We start from the raw sequence: 15,535 nt of genomic DNA on the forward strand, positions 1-15,535 counted from the left end.
GGGATGCCTGAATCGTCCCGGATCCGAGGAGCCTGATGAGCCCGTACGACAATCGCGGCGGCTACCGTCGGCGCGGCTCCTCCAGCTATTCGAGCGGCTATTCGCACAGCGGGTATTCGAGCGGCTATCACCATCGGTACTCGCGGCATTGGTCGTTTCTGCGGCGGCACGGCCTGGTGGCCACCATCCTGCTGGTGGTCGCCCTGATGGGTGTCGGTCTGATTCTGTGGGCGGTGCTGGGCGACGACGACGGTGCGGGCGGCACTCCGGCCGCGACGACGCCGAGTGCGGCTCCGTCGACCACGAACCGGGCGCAGGCGCTCGCGCAGCTGGCGGCGTTGCCGGTGCGGAATCAGGATCCGTGGGAGACCTACGACCGCACCCAGTTCGGCGATCCGTGGAGCGACGACGTGGACGTCCAGTACGGCCACAACGGCTGCAATACGCGGGACGACATCCTGCACCGCGATCTGGTGAACGTGGTCATGCGGTCGGGTGGGTGCTTCGTCAGTTCGGGGATCCTGCACGACCAGTACACCGGCAACACGATGAATTTCGTTCGCGGGCCGAACACCTCGGATGAGGTGGAGATCGATCACATCGTGCCGCTCGGCGACGCGTGGCGGAAGGGTGCCCAGGAGCTGACTCCGCAGGAGCGGCTGAACTTCGCGAACGATCCCCGGAATCTGCAGGCGGTCGCACAGAGCGTCAATCAGGACAAGCAGTCGATGGATGCCTCGGAGTGGCTTCCCCCGAACCAGGCCTACCACTGCACGTACGTGGAGCGGCAGATCGAGGTGAAGACGGCGTACCGGCTGTGGCTGACGCAGTCCGAGAAGGACGCGATGGGACGGATTCTGGCCACGTGCTGACCCGCCGTCCGGCGTGGGGTGGCGGGATCGGCGCCGTAATGGCGGCGCTGGTGCTGGTGGTCGTGCTGGCGACGGGCCGGTCGTCATCCCAGGAGGAGGCGGCGCCGAGTCCACCGACGACCACGACAACGAGCACGACCACCGTCACCGCGACGGTCACGCCGACGCCCCAGTCGTCGACGCCCGGGCCACCGGTCTCGGGTTCGCCGGCCGTCGTGCTGGATGCTCTCGCGGTGAAGGGGCGGGCGCCGAAGACGGGTTACCGGCGGGACGCGTTCGGTAAGAGGTGGAACGACGACGTCGACGTCGAGTCCGGGCACAACGGCTGCGATACCCGCAACGACATCCTGCGTCGTGATCTGGTGGACGTGGTGACCCGGCCGGGCACTCGTGACTGTGTGGTGGCGTCCGGCACGCTGCACGACGTGTACACGGGCGTGACGGTCGCCTTCGTGCGCGGTCAGGGCACGTCGGAGCAGGTGCAGATCGATCATCTGGTGTCGCTGTCGGATGCGTGGCAGACCGGCGCCCAGCAGTTGTCCGCGCAGGATCGGGCACGGCTGGCGAACGATCCCCGCAATCTGCAGGCGGTGGCGGCCCGGGGCAATCAGTCGAAGGGCGACCACGACGCGGCCAGTTGGCTACCGCCGAACAAGGCGTACCGCTGCACGTTCGTGTCCCGGCAGATCGCGGTGAAGGCTGCGTACCGGCTGTGGGTGACGCAGGCGGAGAAGGGCGCGATGGCGAGGGTTCTCGCGTCGTGTCCCGCCGAGAAACCGTCGGTGCCGCCCCGGCTCGGCTGACCGTCAGGAGGCCGGGGTGGCACTCCTTATTGATAGTGATTATCATTAAAACATGACGACAGCCCCCGACACCCGTGTCCCGGTCACCGTTCTCTCCGGATTCCTCGGAGCGGGCAAGACCACCCTCCTCAATCAGATCCTCGCCAACCGCGGCGGTCTGCGCATTGCCGTGATCGTCAACGACATGAGCGAAGTGAACATCGACGCCCAGCTCGTCGACGGACCGCTCTCGGGCGACGCCCACCTCGACCGCACACAGGAGAAGCTGGTCGAGCTGACCAACGGCTGCATTCGTTGCACGCTGCGCGAGGACCTCATCGAGTCGGTGGCGCGCCTCGCCCGCGAGGGGCGGTTCGACCACATCGTCATCGAATCGACCGGCATCTCCGAGCCGATGCCGGTGGCCGCGACCTTCGACTGGGAGTTCGGCGACGGCTTCTCCCTGTCGTCGGTGGCACGACTGGACACGATGGTGACGGTCGTCGACGCGGCCACCTTCCTCACCGAACTGGCGTGTGGCGAGGCGCTGCGCGACCGCGACCTGGAGGCCGGCGAGGGCGACACCCGCCACATCTCGGATCTGCTGGTGGATCAGGTGGAGTTCGCCGACGTCATCCTGCTCACCAAGACCGACCTGGTGAACGAGCACGTCGCCGGTTCGACGGAGGCCACGCTCCGCAAGCTGAACCCGAGTGTCGAGATCCTGCGGGTGACCGATGGCCGAGTGGATCTGGACAAGGTGCTCGGGACCGGACTGTTCGATCTGAACGCGGCACGACGGGTGGCCGGCTGGGAGGAGGAGCTGGAGGGCGGGCACACACCGGAGACCGAGGAGTACGGCATCAGCAGCACCGTGTTCCGGTCCGATCGGCCGTTCCATCCGGAGCGCCTGCAGCATGCGCTCGACAATCTGCGCGGTCTGTTGCGCAGCAAGGGCTTCTGCTGGGTGGCGAGCCGCCCGGACATCGCGGCGGTCTGGTCGCAGGCCGGACCGAACCTGATGATCGAGCCGGCAGCGCACTGGTCATCCACCGATCTGGCGCCGGGCCAGGAGGTGGTCCTGATCGGCGTGAACCTCAAGAAGACCTCGCCGGCCGACCTGTTGAGTGCGGCCCTGCTGACCGACGCCGAACTCGCGGCGGGCGAGACGGCCTGGGTGGAGTACCCCGATCCGCTCCCCCGCTGGAACGTCTCGGCCGCCGGCCACGTGCACGCATGAGCGCCAAGAAGCAGCGGTCGCGCCGCAAGAAGCCGGTCCACTCCGCCGCCGCACGGGCACCGTCGCGGGACAAGGATCTGCTGACGGCGCATTCTCAGGTCGATCGAGCAGGCGATGCGCCGGTTCCGGAACGAACCCGATCCTCTCGGCTCGGAGACGTACGCGTCGCAGTTGATCGCCGAACTGATGAACGGCGACGACCCGGCGCAGGACGAGGCCGCCCTGATCCGTTTCATCGAATACGCCACCGAGCGCGGCGGAGACCCGATGCTGGCTCTCATCCGGGTGCTGGCCGACCTGGCTCCGATGCCTGCGGCCCGGATCGCCGCCGAATACGCCGCGAACCGTCTCGTCCGGGCCGGGTGTTCCGATCCGCGCTGGATCGACGATCTGGGGCATGCCCGCGTGGTGAAGACGCGCACCTTCGGCGACGTCTACGGCGATCAGACCGCGGTGCTGTGCACGTTCTCCGGTCCGGTCCGCACCCACGCGCTGATCGGTTTCGTCAATCTGACGCATCCGGGCGGCTTCCTGACCGACATCATCCTGACGACGGCGATCGACAAGGCCATCGTCTCGTTCGAGAAGCACGCCGCCGAGAGCGGCGGCCTGTCGCGGCTCGAGGAGATCCCGCCGGAGCAGGCGTCCGCGATCCTGCGCGCGGCCCTGGCCGAAAGCTATCGGGCCGTCGACGTGGCCGACGAGGTGCGGCAGCTGCGTGCCCTGTTGGGCGCGCGTTTGACGGTGTTGCCGTCACCGCGACCGGTGGCGGTCGACGACGCTCCCGATCGTCTCGTGAACGCGCTGACCGAGAACGCTTCGTCCCGGCACCGCGACGTGCTGGAGGCGTGGCGTACCTTCGGGAACTCCTACGACGCCGGCCGCGTCGACCGGCTGAGCCCGTCGAAGATGCTGGCGTTCGCCGAGATGTGGAACGGCGACGGCACCGACGTCGCCGAGGTCCTGCGGAACCTGCTGCAATCCCACCGCGACGAGACTCCCGACGGCCTGCCGCCGGCCGCCGAGGCCGAACTCGACGAGACCCTCGCCGAAGCCTTCCCCGGCGCCGTCCACGCGGCCGTCGACACCTCGTGGCTGGACGATCTGACGGCGTCGTAGAGCCCGGCCGAGACGGATTCTGGGGGCACGCGTCTGCTTGCTACACTGGTCGACGGTCACCGATGGTGACCTTGAGGGGCTATGGCGCAGTTGGTAGCGCGTCTCGTTCGCAATGAGAAGGTCAGGGGTTCGATTCCCCTTAGCTCCACCGAAGAAGCGGTAGGCCGGATTCACGGCCTGCCGCTTCTCGCTATCTCCGGGCCCGCCTTGACGCTCAGTCCGCGTCCAGTGCGTTCACGACGTGAGCGAACTTCGGCAGCAAGGTGCGGTTCCAGGAACGCTCGATGCCGTTGCGTGCGAATCGCTGGTAACGGTCGTCCATATCGAATCCGCTCATCGTCAAGAACAGCCGAGAGCCGCGACCGTGCGGTGCCAGCCGGTAGTCGACCATCCATCGCCTCGGCGGGTTTCCGCGGAGGTCGGTCCAGCTGTAGGCGAGATGCTCGGGCTCGTCGGCCTCGACCACCTGGCACGCCATCTCCGCATTCCGGCTTATCCGGCACCGCGACTTGAACGATGAAGGTCGTCCCGACCACGGGACGGAAGCCGATCGTCGGCGAGAGCCACTCGGCGATCAGGTCCGGCTCCGTCAACGCGCGCCACGCGACCTCGGAAGGCTTCTCGGCGAACACCGCGAGCTCGACCAGCGACGGATCCGGCTCCGAGTCTTCGAACACCTCTCAACGGTAGGCCCATCCGGCCGAGTACCGGCCGGACTCGCCGATCTGCGGCCCTCGTTCACGCTTGACACGGTTGATACCCCCAGGGGTATATTCATGGCCGAGTGCGCATGTTTTCCGGATATGCGCGATGATCGAAGGGATCGACATGTGCCGAGCCGTGACATGCAAGACATGCGGGAAGACCACCTGGGCCGGCTGCGGCCAGCACGTGGCGACGGTGAAGGCCGGCGTTCCCGCATCGCAGTGGTGCGCCGGCAAGCACTCGAAGGCTGAGATCGAGGCCGCGAAGGCCCGCCGTGGCGGAGTCTTCGCCCGCATGTTCAGTCGCTGACCGGAGAGGAGCACATCATGTGCGCACGAACCACCTGCCCGAAGTGCGGAAAACCCACCTGGGAAGGCTGCGGCCAGCACATCGAGGAGGCCCTCCAGGGCGTCCCCGAAGCCGACCGCTGCCACTGCCACTGACCCGCCGGAAGAACGGCTTCGCCCGGCATCCCTGACAGGTGCCTGCGAAGCCGTTTTGTCGTACCCCCGAGATACATTGTGGTCAATGGAAACGGCAGGTCACAGGGGGTGATCGGGATGACGACGACCATCGTCGACGTCGCCGGCACGGCCTTGCCCGACTCGCCGGTGGAGCTCGCTGAGCTCATGGATGCGGTAGCCGAGAAGATGGCCGCCACCTCCGGCCGGATGGCCTCGTGCACGGTGGAGGAGGTGGATCGGATCGTCGAAGCCACCGAGCGGGTGCGGCGCCGCCTGGATTATGTTTCGGCCGCACAGTTCACGGAGGTCTCCGACCGGGGTGTGGATCGCGTATCCGGGTACCTGAGCGCCAGAACCTATTTCGCGATGGGTCAGCGGCTGGGTCCGGGCGAAGCCAAGCGGCGCGAGTCGCACGCCTATCACCTGTCGACCATGTCCTCGGTGACCGGCGAGCGCCTCGACCCGAGACTGCCCGCCACCGCGACGGCTCTGGCCGCCGGGACGATCGGGCACGGCCACCTCACCGTGATCACCGAGACGATGCAACGCCTGCCCGGACGATTCGACGCCGACGTGCGGCAGCAGGTCGAGGCCGACCTCGTCGAGTTCGCCGCGACACTCCCGCCGAACACACTCGCGCAGGCGGCGAACCGGATCCTCGCCCACCTCGACCCCGACGGTTCACTGTCCGACGACAAAGACCGGGCACGACGCCGCAGCCTGACCCTCGGCGGGCAGGACCGCCAGCTGATGTCCCGGCTCGTCGGCGACCTCACACCCGCCCTGCGCGCCAGACTTCGAGCTGATGCTCGACCGGTGGGCCGCGCCGGGAATGAACGTGCCCGACGATCCGGACTCGCCGCGCGGTTCGATCCACGCATTGACCATCGATCCCGAGAAGTTGGCCGCAGCGCGAGAACGGGACCTCCGCGGTCCCGATCAACGCAATCACGACGCCCTCGCCGCATTCCTGGACGCAGGACTGGCCACCGCCACCACCACCGCAAGCCTGGCCGGGCACCTGGTCATCACCATCAGCGATGCCGAACTCGCCACCCATGCCGGGGTCGGACTCACCGGGACCGGCACCCTGGTCCCGATCAGCGACCTCATCGAGCTGGCCGCCGGCACCACCCCGCACCTGGAAGTGTTCCGGCACCACACGCACGAGATCCTCTACCTCGGACGCGGGAAGCGGCTGGCGAACAAGGCGCAGCGACTGGCGCTCTTCGGCCGCGACCGGGGCTGCACGCACCCGGCCTGCAATGCACCGTTCTCCCGCACGCAGGCCCACCACAACACCGACTGGGCCAAAGGCGGCCGCACCGACATCGACGAACTCGGCGCAGTGTGCGCACGCCACAATCGGGCCGTCGGCGACCAGAAGGGTCAATGGGAGACCGCGATCGAACGCCGAGGCCGCGACGCCGGACGCATGCTCTGGCGAGTCAACCGTCCAGGCAAGCCCTGGAAACTCAACCCGACCCACCATCTGGTGCCCCACGCCGACAACGACGCACACGCACCGCCGAACGACGACCCCGACACCTACTCGATCATCGAGAAGAAGCTCCACGCCCGCCTCGGCCACACCGCCTGAACATCCGGGCGCGAGCCTGCCCGAAAAACTCCCCCTTCCCCTCGCGAGCCGCTCGAGTTATAGTAAGCGTGCTTACTATTTAGGAGAAGAACCATGTGGACCACCGACTATCGCGCCAGCACGAACGCCTCCCCCGACGCCGTCTGGGCAGCCCTCGAAGCACTGCACTCCGGAACACGACTCGGCCCGGAGTCCGACGACTTCGTGCTGCACGGCCCCTTCGCCACCGGGACCACCCTCACCGTGACCCCGCAAGGCCAGGAGCCGATGACCTCGACCATCGTTGAACTGGATCCCGGCCACACGTATGCGGACCGCACCGAGTTCGGGGGCCTCACGCTGACGTTCCGGCATCGCCTGACCCCGCTCGAGGACGGCGGCACCACCGTGACACACGTCCTGGAGATCGACGGGCCCGACGCCGACACGATGGGTCCGGAACTCGGGCCGCAGATCAGCGACGACTTCCCCACGGCGATGGCCGAACTGTTCGCCGCGGCCGAGCGCGGTGTGACCGCCGGCCGACTCCGATCCATCTGTGCTGGAATGGCCGCATGACCACGGACCTGCGGACAGAGTTTCGCGATGCGGACGGCAGCCCGGGACTCGCGCTCTGGCGCGCGACCAACGCCTGGCAACGGTCGATCCGCGCGGCGCTCGCCCCGCACGGACTGACCCACGTGCAGTTCGTCCTCTTGGCCTCGCTGACCTGGATGGATCGATCCGAACCCGTCACCCAGCGGGAACTCGCCACCCATGCCGGGACCGACGTGATGATGACGTCGCAGGTCCTGCGCACCCTGGAGACCAAGGGCCTGATCACGCGCAGCCCGCACCCCAGTGACGGCCGCGCGATCGTCCTCGCCCCGACGCCCGCCGGTATCGCGCTCGCCAATCGCGCCAACACCGACGTCGAAGCCGCCGACCAGGTCTACTTCGGAACACTGCCGGCAGATGAACGCGACGCCCTGACTCGGGCCCTGCACAAGCTCTCGCGCGGCTAGAGCACCGCTCGACGGCTCGGCTACACCCGACCTCGGCTACACCCGACCTCGGCTACAGCTGCGCCAGCGACAGGGTGTTGCCGTCCGGGTCGGCGAACCAGGCGATCAGACCGCCGGACGGCGCATGCCACACACCGAGGTCGTCCTGGTCCATACCGGGATAGCGCGTCATCTCGACGCCGGCATCCGCCAGCTCCGCGATGGCGGCGGCGATGTCGTCGACCCGCCAACCCAGCACGGTGAACGGTGGAGGATCGAGACTCTCCACCTTCTGGATCCGCAGCATGGTGCCGTGTGCGTCGAAGACGATCGCGAAGTCGCTCTCCTCGATCAGACGCAGACCAAGGCGGCTGTAGAACTCACGCGACTCGGCGGGCTTGGTGGTGGCGACGAACGCCATGACCTCCGATGTGTCGAGCATCCCGGGCTCCTCTCCCCGCCCTCCACGGTAGGCCCGACGGCCCGCCCGCGGAACCCCCCGAAAAACAGACTCGCCCCGGCTGCCGGACGGCAGCGGGGCGAGTCTCCTCCGACTGAATTCCAGGTGTGATCAGGCGCCGACGCCGAGAGTGATCACGATGTGCAGCAGGTCGCCGCCGAAGATGGTGAGGTCGTTGAAGAACTGGGTGAGAGCGGGGAACTCCATGGGTATTCCTTTCGAAACGGATCACATCGGTTGATGTGCCATAAGCGTTACATGGAGACGGAATTCCTTCGCACCGAGAAAAGGGCGTCACTCGACGCCCATCATGTGGCGCAAGACACAAGACGTGGCCCTTGAACTGGGGAGATGACCAGGTCGGTTCACTTCCGGAAACCTTCGGTCAATCAAGTCATCGAGCGTGAAATCCCGGCGTCACGCGGTTTTCATTTTCTCCTCGGTGAACCTAACCGAAATGCCGGGAAAACAGTCTCAAGAAGAACTTGAGGTTTGATCGACGGCCGCCTGCCAGAGCACCGAGAAATGCGACACCGGACCGCTGCCCTCACCCACCTGGAGTCGGTCCGCACCCCGCAGTGCGGCCGTCAGCCACTCCTTGGCCTCCCCGACCGACGCCGCCCAGTCGCCGGTCCGCGCGACGATCGTGGCGACCGCCGATGACAACGAGCAGCCCGTGCCGTGCACATTGGTCGTGGACACCCGCGGCGCCGTGTAACCGACCACCTCCCCATCGGGAGCGACCAGAGCGTCCGGGACGTCGGCACCGTCGAGGTGGCCGCCCTTCACCAGCACCCGGGCACCGCACGACGCGGCGAGCCGCCGACCCTGCGCCACCGCCTCGTCCCACGTCGACGCCTCCGTCGCACCGAGGAGCACCGCCAGTTCCGGCAGATTGGGCGTGAGCAGATCAGCCGAGTCCGCGAACCGGCGGAGCGCCTCCTCCGCGTCGGGGGTGAGCAGCCGGTCACCGCTGGCCGCGATCATCACCGGATCGAGCACGACGATCGGCGGGCGAACCCGGTCGAGCCAGGCGGCGACGGTGTCGATCACCTCGCGGGAGAACAGCATGCCGATCTTCACCGCATCGATCTCGACGTCGTCGCTGACGGCGTCGAGTTGCTCGGTGAGGAACTCCACCGGCGGCTGATGGATGCTGCGGACCCCACACGTGTTCTGGGCGACGAGTGCGGTCACCACCGCCATCCCGTAGCCGCCGTTCGCGGCGATGCTCTTCAGATCGGCCTGGATCCCGGCACCGCCGGTCGGATCGGTGCCGGCGATGCTGAGCACACGGGGAACCGGCCGGACCGGTGCCACGGCGTTCATCCCCGCTCCGGCCACTGCGCGGCCAGCTCGGCGGCCGCCGCACGTGGATCCGGGGCGCCGCAGATGTACGACACCACCGCCACCCCGTCCAGGCCACCGGAACGCAGCGGCGCCACGTCGTTCGGACCGAGACCGCCGATCGCGACCGCGGGCAGCGGCACGGTACCGGCCAGCTGCGCCGCCCGGTCGACGCCGATCGGGTCCGCGGCGTCGGCCTTCGACGTGGTCGCATGCACCGGGCCGATGCCGACATAGTCGACCGAGCCGCGCGCCGCCGCCGCGAGATGGTCGACGGTGCCGGCCGACACCCCGATCACCGCCTCCGGACCGACGAGGGCGCGCACCGTCTCGACGGGCACGTCCCGCTGCCCGACATGGACACCGGTCACCCGTGCACCCCGCTCGCGGGCGGCGAGAAAGACGTCGACCCGATCGTTGACGATGATTCCGACCCGGTCGGGCAGACACGCGGACAGCGCCTCGACGAACTCGAGCACCTGCCGTGCCGGGGCATGCTTCTCCCGTACCTGCACCACCGTGACGCCGCCGTCGACGGCGGCGGCGGCCACCGCGTCGACGGGGTCGTTCCCGGCGGCGGCGATCTGCGCGGAATCGGTGACCAGATACAGCGACAGATCGAGGGTCACGATCGCTCCCCGGCGGCGCCGATCCGTCCTCGTCCGGCGACGGTCTCCGCGTCGAGTCCGTGCAGCGCGTCGAGGAACGCCACCGCGAACGAACCCGGCCCCCGGGCCTGCTCGGCGGCGATCTCCCCGGCCACGGTGTACGAGGTCACGGCCGCGACCGTCGTGGCGAGGCGGTCGGGTCCGAGTGACGCGAACGCCGCGACGACCGCACCCAACGCACAGCCGGCACCGGTCACCTTCGTGAAGAGCGGGTCGCCGTTGGCGACGCGGATGACGGCGTCGCCGTCGGTGATGAGATCGATCGCGCCGGACACCGCGACCACGGCACCCGACGAGCGGGCGAGGGCCACCGCGGCCTGCTGTGCGGCGTCGACGGTGTCGACCGCGTCGACGCCTCGTGCACCCTCCCCGAGGCCGCCGAGCGCCCGGATCTCCGATGCGTTGCCGCGGATCACGGCGGGACGCAGTTCCAGCAGCTGTGCGGCCAGTGCCGTGCGGATCGGAAGCGATCCGACGGCCACCGGATCGAGCACCCACGGGGTGCCGGCGTCGCGGGCGGCCGCAGCGGCCTCCAGCATGCCGTCGCGCTGTTCGGCGCCGGGCGTGCCGAGGTTGATCAGGACGCCCCCGGCGACCCCGGCGAACGGCCCGGCTTCCCCGGGCACATCACACATGGCCGGGCTGCCGCCGATCGCCAGCAGAACGTTGGCGACGAAGCCGGTGGTGACCTCGTTGGTGAGGCATTGGACGAGAGGAGTGCTCTCCCGCAGGCGGGTCAGCATCTGGCCGGATCCGGCCGGATCGATGGACGGAGCCGGATCGATGGACGGACTTGGGGTGCCGTCGGGAACAGAAGATGCAAAATGCGTGCGCGTCATGCGCGACATCCCTTCGCTAGTACGAACTAGATCAGGTTCGACGGGTGTGATCTCAGCCCTGACGAATCAGAGCACCCCGTGTCACGTGGTGCAGTCACGATAACGCGCCCCGGCGACGGCCCGACGGCGGGGCGGCTACCGTGGCCCCATGCCGATGACCAATGCGCAGATCGCCGAGGTCCTGGACCGGACCGTCGCGCTGACCGAGCCGATCCTGGACGTGCTGGCCACCGTCGACCCGTTCGGGCTGAAGAAGTGGACCCACGGGCCGCGGCACTTCCTGCACGTCCCGACCCGTCCCCGCGACATCGCCTCGACGGCGCTGAACGTCGCCGACTGGCCCGGCACCAAAGGCTGGAACGCGCTGAGCATGAACGGTCGCGCCGACTGGTGGATGCACCGGATCGGCGGACTGGGGGCGATCGCCGCCGCGTTCCCGTCGTTCTTCGGGGTGTGGCTGAACCGCTTCTCGATCGGCGACTTCGTGTCGGCCGCCAATCAGGCGCTGGTCGCGATCGCCGTCGGCCGCGAATACGGGATCACCGAGCGCAGCGACCAGATCGCCATGCTCGGTTCGGTGATCTTCGGCCGGACGATCGACGGGTCCGACGTCCCGCACACCGAGTCGACGCCGTTTCCGCAGAGCGGCCGCGAGCTGGCGAAGGCCGTGCTGGGCGGCATGTGGGACATCGGCCGGGGACTGCTGGATCTGCGCTCGGAGATCGGTGCCCGGCCGCAGGCCCCGAAGGCGCTGCGGCTGGTGTCGATGATCCCGGTGATCGGTGCACCCGCCGACTATGTCGGTGAGCGGATCGCGCTACGGCACGCGGTGACCGCGACCAAGGAATGGATCGTCGACCATCCGGCGGCGATCCGGCCGGTGACGGACTAGTCCTCGTCCTGGGCGTCGGCGGCGGCGTTGCGCTGAGCGGCGATCTCGAGGGCGCGCTTGGCGGTGGCCTCGTCCGGGTACGGACCCATCCGGTCGAAGGCGTCGGCGACCTTGCCCTTGGTGACTTCGCCGGTCGAGATCGTGTAGTACCACTCGTCGTCTGCGCTCATGGAAGTCAGCCTAGCCGGGCGCCTCAGACGGCGCGCCGGTACTCGGTGTCGCGGGCCGCGACGGCGGCCGCGAAGTCGTAGGCCGGCAGCGGTTCGAAGGCGGGATCCTCATCGTCCAGGTCGACGACGATCATGCCGCCGGGCCGGCGCAGCGGCTGACGCCGCGACGGGACGGTGAACTCGGACTCCATGCGCTGCGCCTGCCGGGCGTCGCTGCGGGCACGGGCGGCGCGCTGCGCACGGTGCTGCTGTTCGGACACCGCGATGCGGCGCAGGAAGAACAGGTACAGACCGAGCAGAGCGACGGCCGCACCGAGCGCGATGAAGCCGTAGGGCCGCCAGAACACACACGACACCGCGGTGAGCAGCACGAACAGCAGCAGCCCGGCGAGGTTGCGCTGCCGTTCGCGGTAGCGCACGCGGTCGCGCTCGGCGATCGCCGACGGCGTGTAGCCGCCGCGGCCGCGCAGTTCGCGCGGCGTGGGGGCGACGACGCTCCGTGAGCCGTCCCCGCTCCCTGAGCTGTTCCCGCTCCCTGAGCTGTTCCCGCTCCCTGAGCTTGTCGAAAGGAACTCGTCCTCATACGCGTCGTCGAGGTCATCGTCGAGGTCGTCGTCGGCTTCACGATCGGCGTCGAGTCCGTCGCCGTCGTCCTCGTCGGCGTCGACCTTCGCGATGACGTCGGTGGGCCGGTCGGCGAGCGCTGTGGCGGCCTGATCGCGGTCGGCGGCGTCGGGTCCGTCGATCGGCTCCATCACGTCGGTCACCTCGGCCGCCGACACGTCGTCACGCTCACGGGCCGACACCTCGTCGGTGTCGCCCTTCTCTGCGTCGCCCTTCTCTGCGTCGCCCTTCTCGACATCGACGTCCTCGGCATCGCCGGATCCGCCATCGAGGTCGTCGTCCTCGTCGGCCTCGTCGTCGTCCTCGTCGGCATCGTCGGCATCGTCGTGATCGTCCTCGGGACGGTCGATGACCGGCTTGCGCAGCCACGCCTTGACCGCCTCGAATCGGGTCGGCGGCGTGCCGGAGGCCTCGATGTCATCGTGATCGGCGTCGTCGTGATCGGTGTCGACGAGGTCGACGTGGTCCACGTCCTCGGACTCAACGACGGGTGCGGTGCGCTGCAGGGCGACGCGCTCACGTGCCGCGGCGGCCGTACCGGCCAGACTGCGGCGACGCACGGGGGCACGGGTGCCACCGCGATGCAGTACGCGGGTGTTCAACGCCGCATCGGTGGTCTTGCGGAGCTCGGGACGGCCCCGCAGCACCATCGGCAGCAGAATGAACAGCCACGCCACGATCAGGAAGATCCACAGCACAGACGAGTTCATGGCAACAACGTAGTGCGACAGGCGGATACGACGAGGCAGGCGCGCCGCGAGGCCGCCGGATTCTCAGCCGACGGTCAGGCGTACGACGCCCGGCCGGACCGGACGAGGGCGGCGACGGCGCTGCCCGGGATCTCTTCGACGGTCAGTCCGTACAGCAGGTGGTCGCGCCACCGGTTGTCGACGTCCATGTACCGCTGCAGAAGCCCTTCTTCGCGGAATCCGTTGTTGCCCAGCACCGACCGCGAACCCTGATTGTCGGGTTGCACGGTGGCCTCCAGCCGGTGCAGGCCGACCGGTCCGAAGCAGTGGTCGACGCCGAGGGCGACGGCTGCGGTCGCGACCCCCTTGCCGGTGTAGTCCTGGTCCACCCAGTAGCCGATCCATGCGCTGCGGACGGCGCCGCGCTGGATGTTGCCGACGGTCACCTGGCCGGCGTACACGCCGTCGACCTCGATGACGAGGGGGATCACGTTGCCGCGTTTGGCCTCCGATTTGAGCACCGAGCACAGCGGTGCCCAATGCGAGGGGCGGTGCCGTTCCTCCCAGGTGCCGATGCCGGTCGGCTCCCACGGCACCAGCAGGTCGCGGTTCCGGATGCGGAGCCGGCTCCAATCGCGGGAGTCACGCATCCGGATGGGCCGCAGGCTCAGGACCCCGGCGCCGGTGCGCAACGGTCCGAGCGTCGCCGGCCAGCCGGGATGCGTCGCGGGTGCCTGCGTGAGCCAGGTGAACATCTCAGACGCGCTGCGCCAGGAACATGACCTCGACGCGGTCCCCGGGCTCGAGTTCCTCGACGTCGGGGTCCACCACGATCAGGCAGTTCGCTTCGGCCAGTTCGGCGAGCAGATGCGAGGTGCCGGTCGGCGACTCCCCGATCACCTGGACCAGGTAGTCGCCGGAGCGCTCGTCGCGCATCAACTGGCCGCGCAGGAAACCTTTGCGTCCGTCGACGGACTGGATCGGGCCGACGGTGCGGGCCGTGACGGTGCGGCGCATGGGCTGGCGTTTGCCGAGCGCGATCCGGATGAGTGGCCGCACCATCACCTCGAAGGTGACCAGGGCGCTCACCGGATTGGACGGCAGCCAGAAGGTGGGGATCTGATCCTTGCCGAGTGTGCCGAAGCCCTGGACCGAGCCGGGGTGCATGGCGATGCGGGTGATCTCCAGATCACCGAGGTCACTCAGGGCGTCGGCGACGTCGCGGGACGCCTCTCCGCCGACCGCGCCGCACAGCACGACGATCTCCGAGCGCAGCAGTTGCGCCTCCACCACTTCCCGCAACCGGTTCTTGTCGCGGACGGTCACACCGACGCGGTGCACGTCCGCGCCCGCATCGCGGGCCGCCGCGGCCAGCGCGTAGCTGTTGACGTCGTACACCTGGCCGGGACCGGGGTCGCGGTCGATGTCGACCAGTTCGTCGCCGATGGCGATGACGGCGACCCGGGGACGCGGGTGGACGGCCACGCGGGACCGGCCGACGGCGGCGAGCAGACCCACCTGTGCCGGCCCGATCACCGCGCCCTCGCGGACCGCGATGTCACCGGGCTGCACGTCGTCGCCGACGCGGTGTACGTAGTCGCCGGACTCGACGCCGTGACCGATCATCACGCGCTGGTCGCCGCCGTCGGTCCACCGCAGCGGGACGACGGCGTCGGCGAGGGTCGGCATGGGGGCGCCGGTGTGCACGCGCACCGCCTGGCCGGGCTGCAGCCGGATGGGGGTCCGTGATCCGGCACGCACCTCGCCGACCACCGGCAGGTGCACCACCAGGTCGTCACTGCCCTCGGGCTGGGACACCTCGATGTCGCCGGTGTCGAGGGCGTCGAGATCCTCATCGGTGGCGGGTGCTTCGACTCCGGCGTGCACCACGTCGACCGCGCGCACCGCGTAGCCGTCGACGGCGGCCTGATCGAACGACGGCAGCGGCGCGTCGGTCACCACCTCTTCGGCGCACAGCAGTCCCTGGGACTCGGAGATGGCCACCTGTACCGGTCGCGGGGCCACCACCGATGCGGTCACGAGGCTCAGATGATCCTCGACGGAGCGCATGGTTACTCCTC

The 15,535-nt window shown here is 68.9% G+C and carries 18 protein-coding genes, 1 tRNA gene, 1 pseudogene and 1 riboswitch; of the genes and pseudogenes, 11 read left to right on the forward strand and 9 right to left on the reverse strand.

Annotation, left to right across the window (positions count from 1 at the left end):
• Positions 1–35 precede the first annotated feature (35 nt).
• The 5 genes from QM774_RS08210 (at position 36) to QM774_RS08230 (ending at position 4,161) form a co-directional block, all read left to right on the forward strand.
• Positions 36–872: an HNH endonuclease family protein gene (locus QM774_RS08210; RefSeq protein WP_414975412.1), complete on the forward strand. Its 837-nt coding sequence runs from the start codon at positions 36–38 to the stop codon at positions 870–872.
• The gene (locus tag QM774_RS08215) at positions 866–1,675 is read left to right on the forward strand and encodes an HNH endonuclease family protein (RefSeq protein ID WP_414975413.1); all 810 of its coding nucleotides are present in this window, start codon (positions 866–868) and stop codon (positions 1,673–1,675) included. The genes QM774_RS08210 and QM774_RS08215 overlap by 7 nt, the downstream gene beginning before the upstream one ends.
• A 52-nt stretch (positions 1,676–1,727) precedes the next feature.
• A complete protein-coding gene (locus QM774_RS08220) occupies positions 1,728–2,894 on the forward strand; it encodes a CobW family GTP-binding protein (protein WP_414975414.1) in 1,167 nt (388 codons plus the stop codon).
• Between the two features lie 114 nt (positions 2,895–3,008).
• Positions 3,009–4,013 carry a hypothetical protein gene (locus tag QM774_RS08225; RefSeq protein WP_414975415.1) on the forward strand — a complete coding sequence of 335 codons (1,005 nt, stop codon included), beginning with the start codon at positions 3,009–3,011 and terminating at the stop codon, positions 4,011–4,013.
• Between the two features lie 75 nt (positions 4,014–4,088).
• Positions 4,089–4,161, forward strand: a tRNA-Ala gene (locus tag QM774_RS08230).
• 66 nt (positions 4,162–4,227) lie between these two features.
• On the opposite strand, the gene QM774_RS08235 is transcribed toward QM774_RS08230, so the two are convergent.
• A complete protein-coding gene (locus QM774_RS08235) occupies positions 4,228–4,491 on the reverse strand; it encodes an SRPBCC family protein (RefSeq protein WP_414975416.1) in 264 nt (87 codons plus the stop codon).
• Positions 4,492–4,853: 362 nt separating this feature from the next.
• Between QM774_RS08235 and QM774_RS08240 the strand changes: the two genes are divergently transcribed.
• From QM774_RS08240 to QM774_RS08260, 5 genes and pseudogenes are all read left to right on the forward strand, one after another.
• The gene (locus tag QM774_RS08240; protein ID WP_414975417.1) at positions 4,854–5,027 is read left to right on the forward strand and encodes a hypothetical protein; all 174 of its coding nucleotides are present in this window, start codon (positions 4,854–4,856) and stop codon (positions 5,025–5,027) included.
• A 362-nt stretch (positions 5,028–5,389) separates the two neighbouring features.
• A pseudogene (locus QM774_RS08245) lies at positions 5,390–5,890 on the forward strand (DUF222 domain-containing protein); the annotation flags it as partial.
• A gap of 97 nt (positions 5,891–5,987) precedes the next feature.
• The gene (locus QM774_RS08250) at positions 5,988–6,782 is read left to right on the forward strand and encodes a DUF222 domain-containing protein (protein ID WP_414975418.1); all 795 of its coding nucleotides are present in this window, start codon (positions 5,988–5,990) and stop codon (positions 6,780–6,782) included.
• A gap of 93 nt (positions 6,783–6,875) precedes the next feature.
• The gene (locus QM774_RS08255; protein WP_414975419.1) at positions 6,876–7,340 is read left to right on the forward strand and encodes an SRPBCC family protein; all 465 of its coding nucleotides are present in this window, start codon (positions 6,876–6,878) and stop codon (positions 7,338–7,340) included.
• Positions 7,337–7,786 carry a MarR family winged helix-turn-helix transcriptional regulator gene (locus tag QM774_RS08260; RefSeq protein ID WP_414975420.1) on the forward strand — a complete coding sequence of 150 codons (450 nt, stop codon included), beginning with the start codon at positions 7,337–7,339 and terminating at the stop codon, positions 7,784–7,786. Before QM774_RS08255 ends, QM774_RS08260 begins: the two co-directional genes overlap by 4 nt.
• A 52-nt stretch (positions 7,787–7,838) precedes the next feature.
• On the opposite strand, the gene QM774_RS08265 is transcribed toward QM774_RS08260, so the two are convergent.
• The 4 genes from QM774_RS08265 to thiM all read right to left on the reverse strand — a co-directional run bounded on the left by QM774_RS08265 (position 7,839) and on the right by thiM (position 10,983).
• The gene (locus tag QM774_RS08265; RefSeq protein ID WP_414975421.1) at positions 7,839–8,207 is read right to left on the reverse strand and encodes a VOC family protein; all 369 of its coding nucleotides are present in this window, start codon (positions 8,205–8,207) and stop codon (positions 7,839–7,841) included.
• 492 nt (positions 8,208–8,699) lie between these two features.
• Positions 8,700–9,554 carry a bifunctional hydroxymethylpyrimidine kinase/phosphomethylpyrimidine kinase gene (gene thiD / locus QM774_RS08270; RefSeq protein ID WP_414975422.1) on the reverse strand — a complete coding sequence of 285 codons (855 nt, stop codon included), beginning with the start codon at positions 9,552–9,554 and terminating at the stop codon, positions 8,700–8,702.
• The gene (gene thiE, locus QM774_RS08275; RefSeq protein ID WP_414975423.1) at positions 9,551–10,201 is read right to left on the reverse strand and encodes a thiamine phosphate synthase; all 651 of its coding nucleotides are present in this window, start codon (positions 10,199–10,201) and stop codon (positions 9,551–9,553) included. The genes thiD and thiE overlap by 4 nt, the downstream gene beginning before the upstream one ends.
• The gene (gene thiM / locus QM774_RS08280) at positions 10,198–10,983 is read right to left on the reverse strand and encodes a hydroxyethylthiazole kinase (protein ID WP_414976622.1); all 786 of its coding nucleotides are present in this window, start codon (positions 10,981–10,983) and stop codon (positions 10,198–10,200) included. The genes thiE and thiM overlap by 4 nt, the downstream gene beginning before the upstream one ends.
• An 87-nt stretch (positions 10,984–11,070) precedes the next feature.
• Positions 11,071–11,168: riboswitch (TPP riboswitch) on the reverse strand.
• 59 nt (positions 11,169–11,227) lie between these two features.
• Here thiM and QM774_RS08285 point away from each other — a divergent pair.
• A complete protein-coding gene (locus tag QM774_RS08285; protein WP_414975424.1) occupies positions 11,228–11,971 on the forward strand; it encodes a hypothetical protein in 744 nt (247 codons plus the stop codon).
• Here the strand turns inward: QM774_RS08285 and QM774_RS08290 are convergent.
• The 4 genes from QM774_RS08290 to glp all read right to left on the reverse strand — a co-directional run bounded on the left by QM774_RS08290 (position 11,968) and on the right by glp (position 15,524).
• Positions 11,968–12,141: a hypothetical protein gene (locus QM774_RS08290; protein ID WP_414975425.1), complete on the reverse strand. Its 174-nt coding sequence runs from the start codon at positions 12,139–12,141 to the stop codon at positions 11,968–11,970. The genes QM774_RS08285 and QM774_RS08290 overlap by 4 nt on opposite strands.
• 23 nt (positions 12,142–12,164) lie before the next feature.
• The gene (gene glpR / locus QM774_RS08295) at positions 12,165–13,475 is read right to left on the reverse strand and encodes a gephyrin-like molybdotransferase receptor GlpR (RefSeq protein ID WP_414975426.1); all 1,311 of its coding nucleotides are present in this window, start codon (positions 13,473–13,475) and stop codon (positions 12,165–12,167) included.
• Between the two features lie 74 nt (positions 13,476–13,549).
• A complete protein-coding gene (locus tag QM774_RS08300; protein ID WP_414975427.1) occupies positions 13,550–14,209 on the reverse strand; it encodes a GNAT family N-acetyltransferase in 660 nt (219 codons plus the stop codon).
• 1 nt (position 14,210) lies between these two features.
• Positions 14,211–15,524: a gephyrin-like molybdotransferase Glp gene (gene glp / locus QM774_RS08305; RefSeq protein ID WP_414975428.1), complete on the reverse strand. Its 1,314-nt coding sequence runs from the start codon at positions 15,522–15,524 to the stop codon at positions 14,211–14,213.
• Positions 15,525–15,535: the final 11 nt, after the last annotated feature.

The organism is Gordonia sp. (in: high G+C Gram-positive bacteria), assembly GCF_047600565.1.
In the GTDB taxonomy this organism is placed as follows: domain Bacteria; phylum Actinomycetota; class Actinomycetes; order Mycobacteriales; family Mycobacteriaceae; genus Gordonia.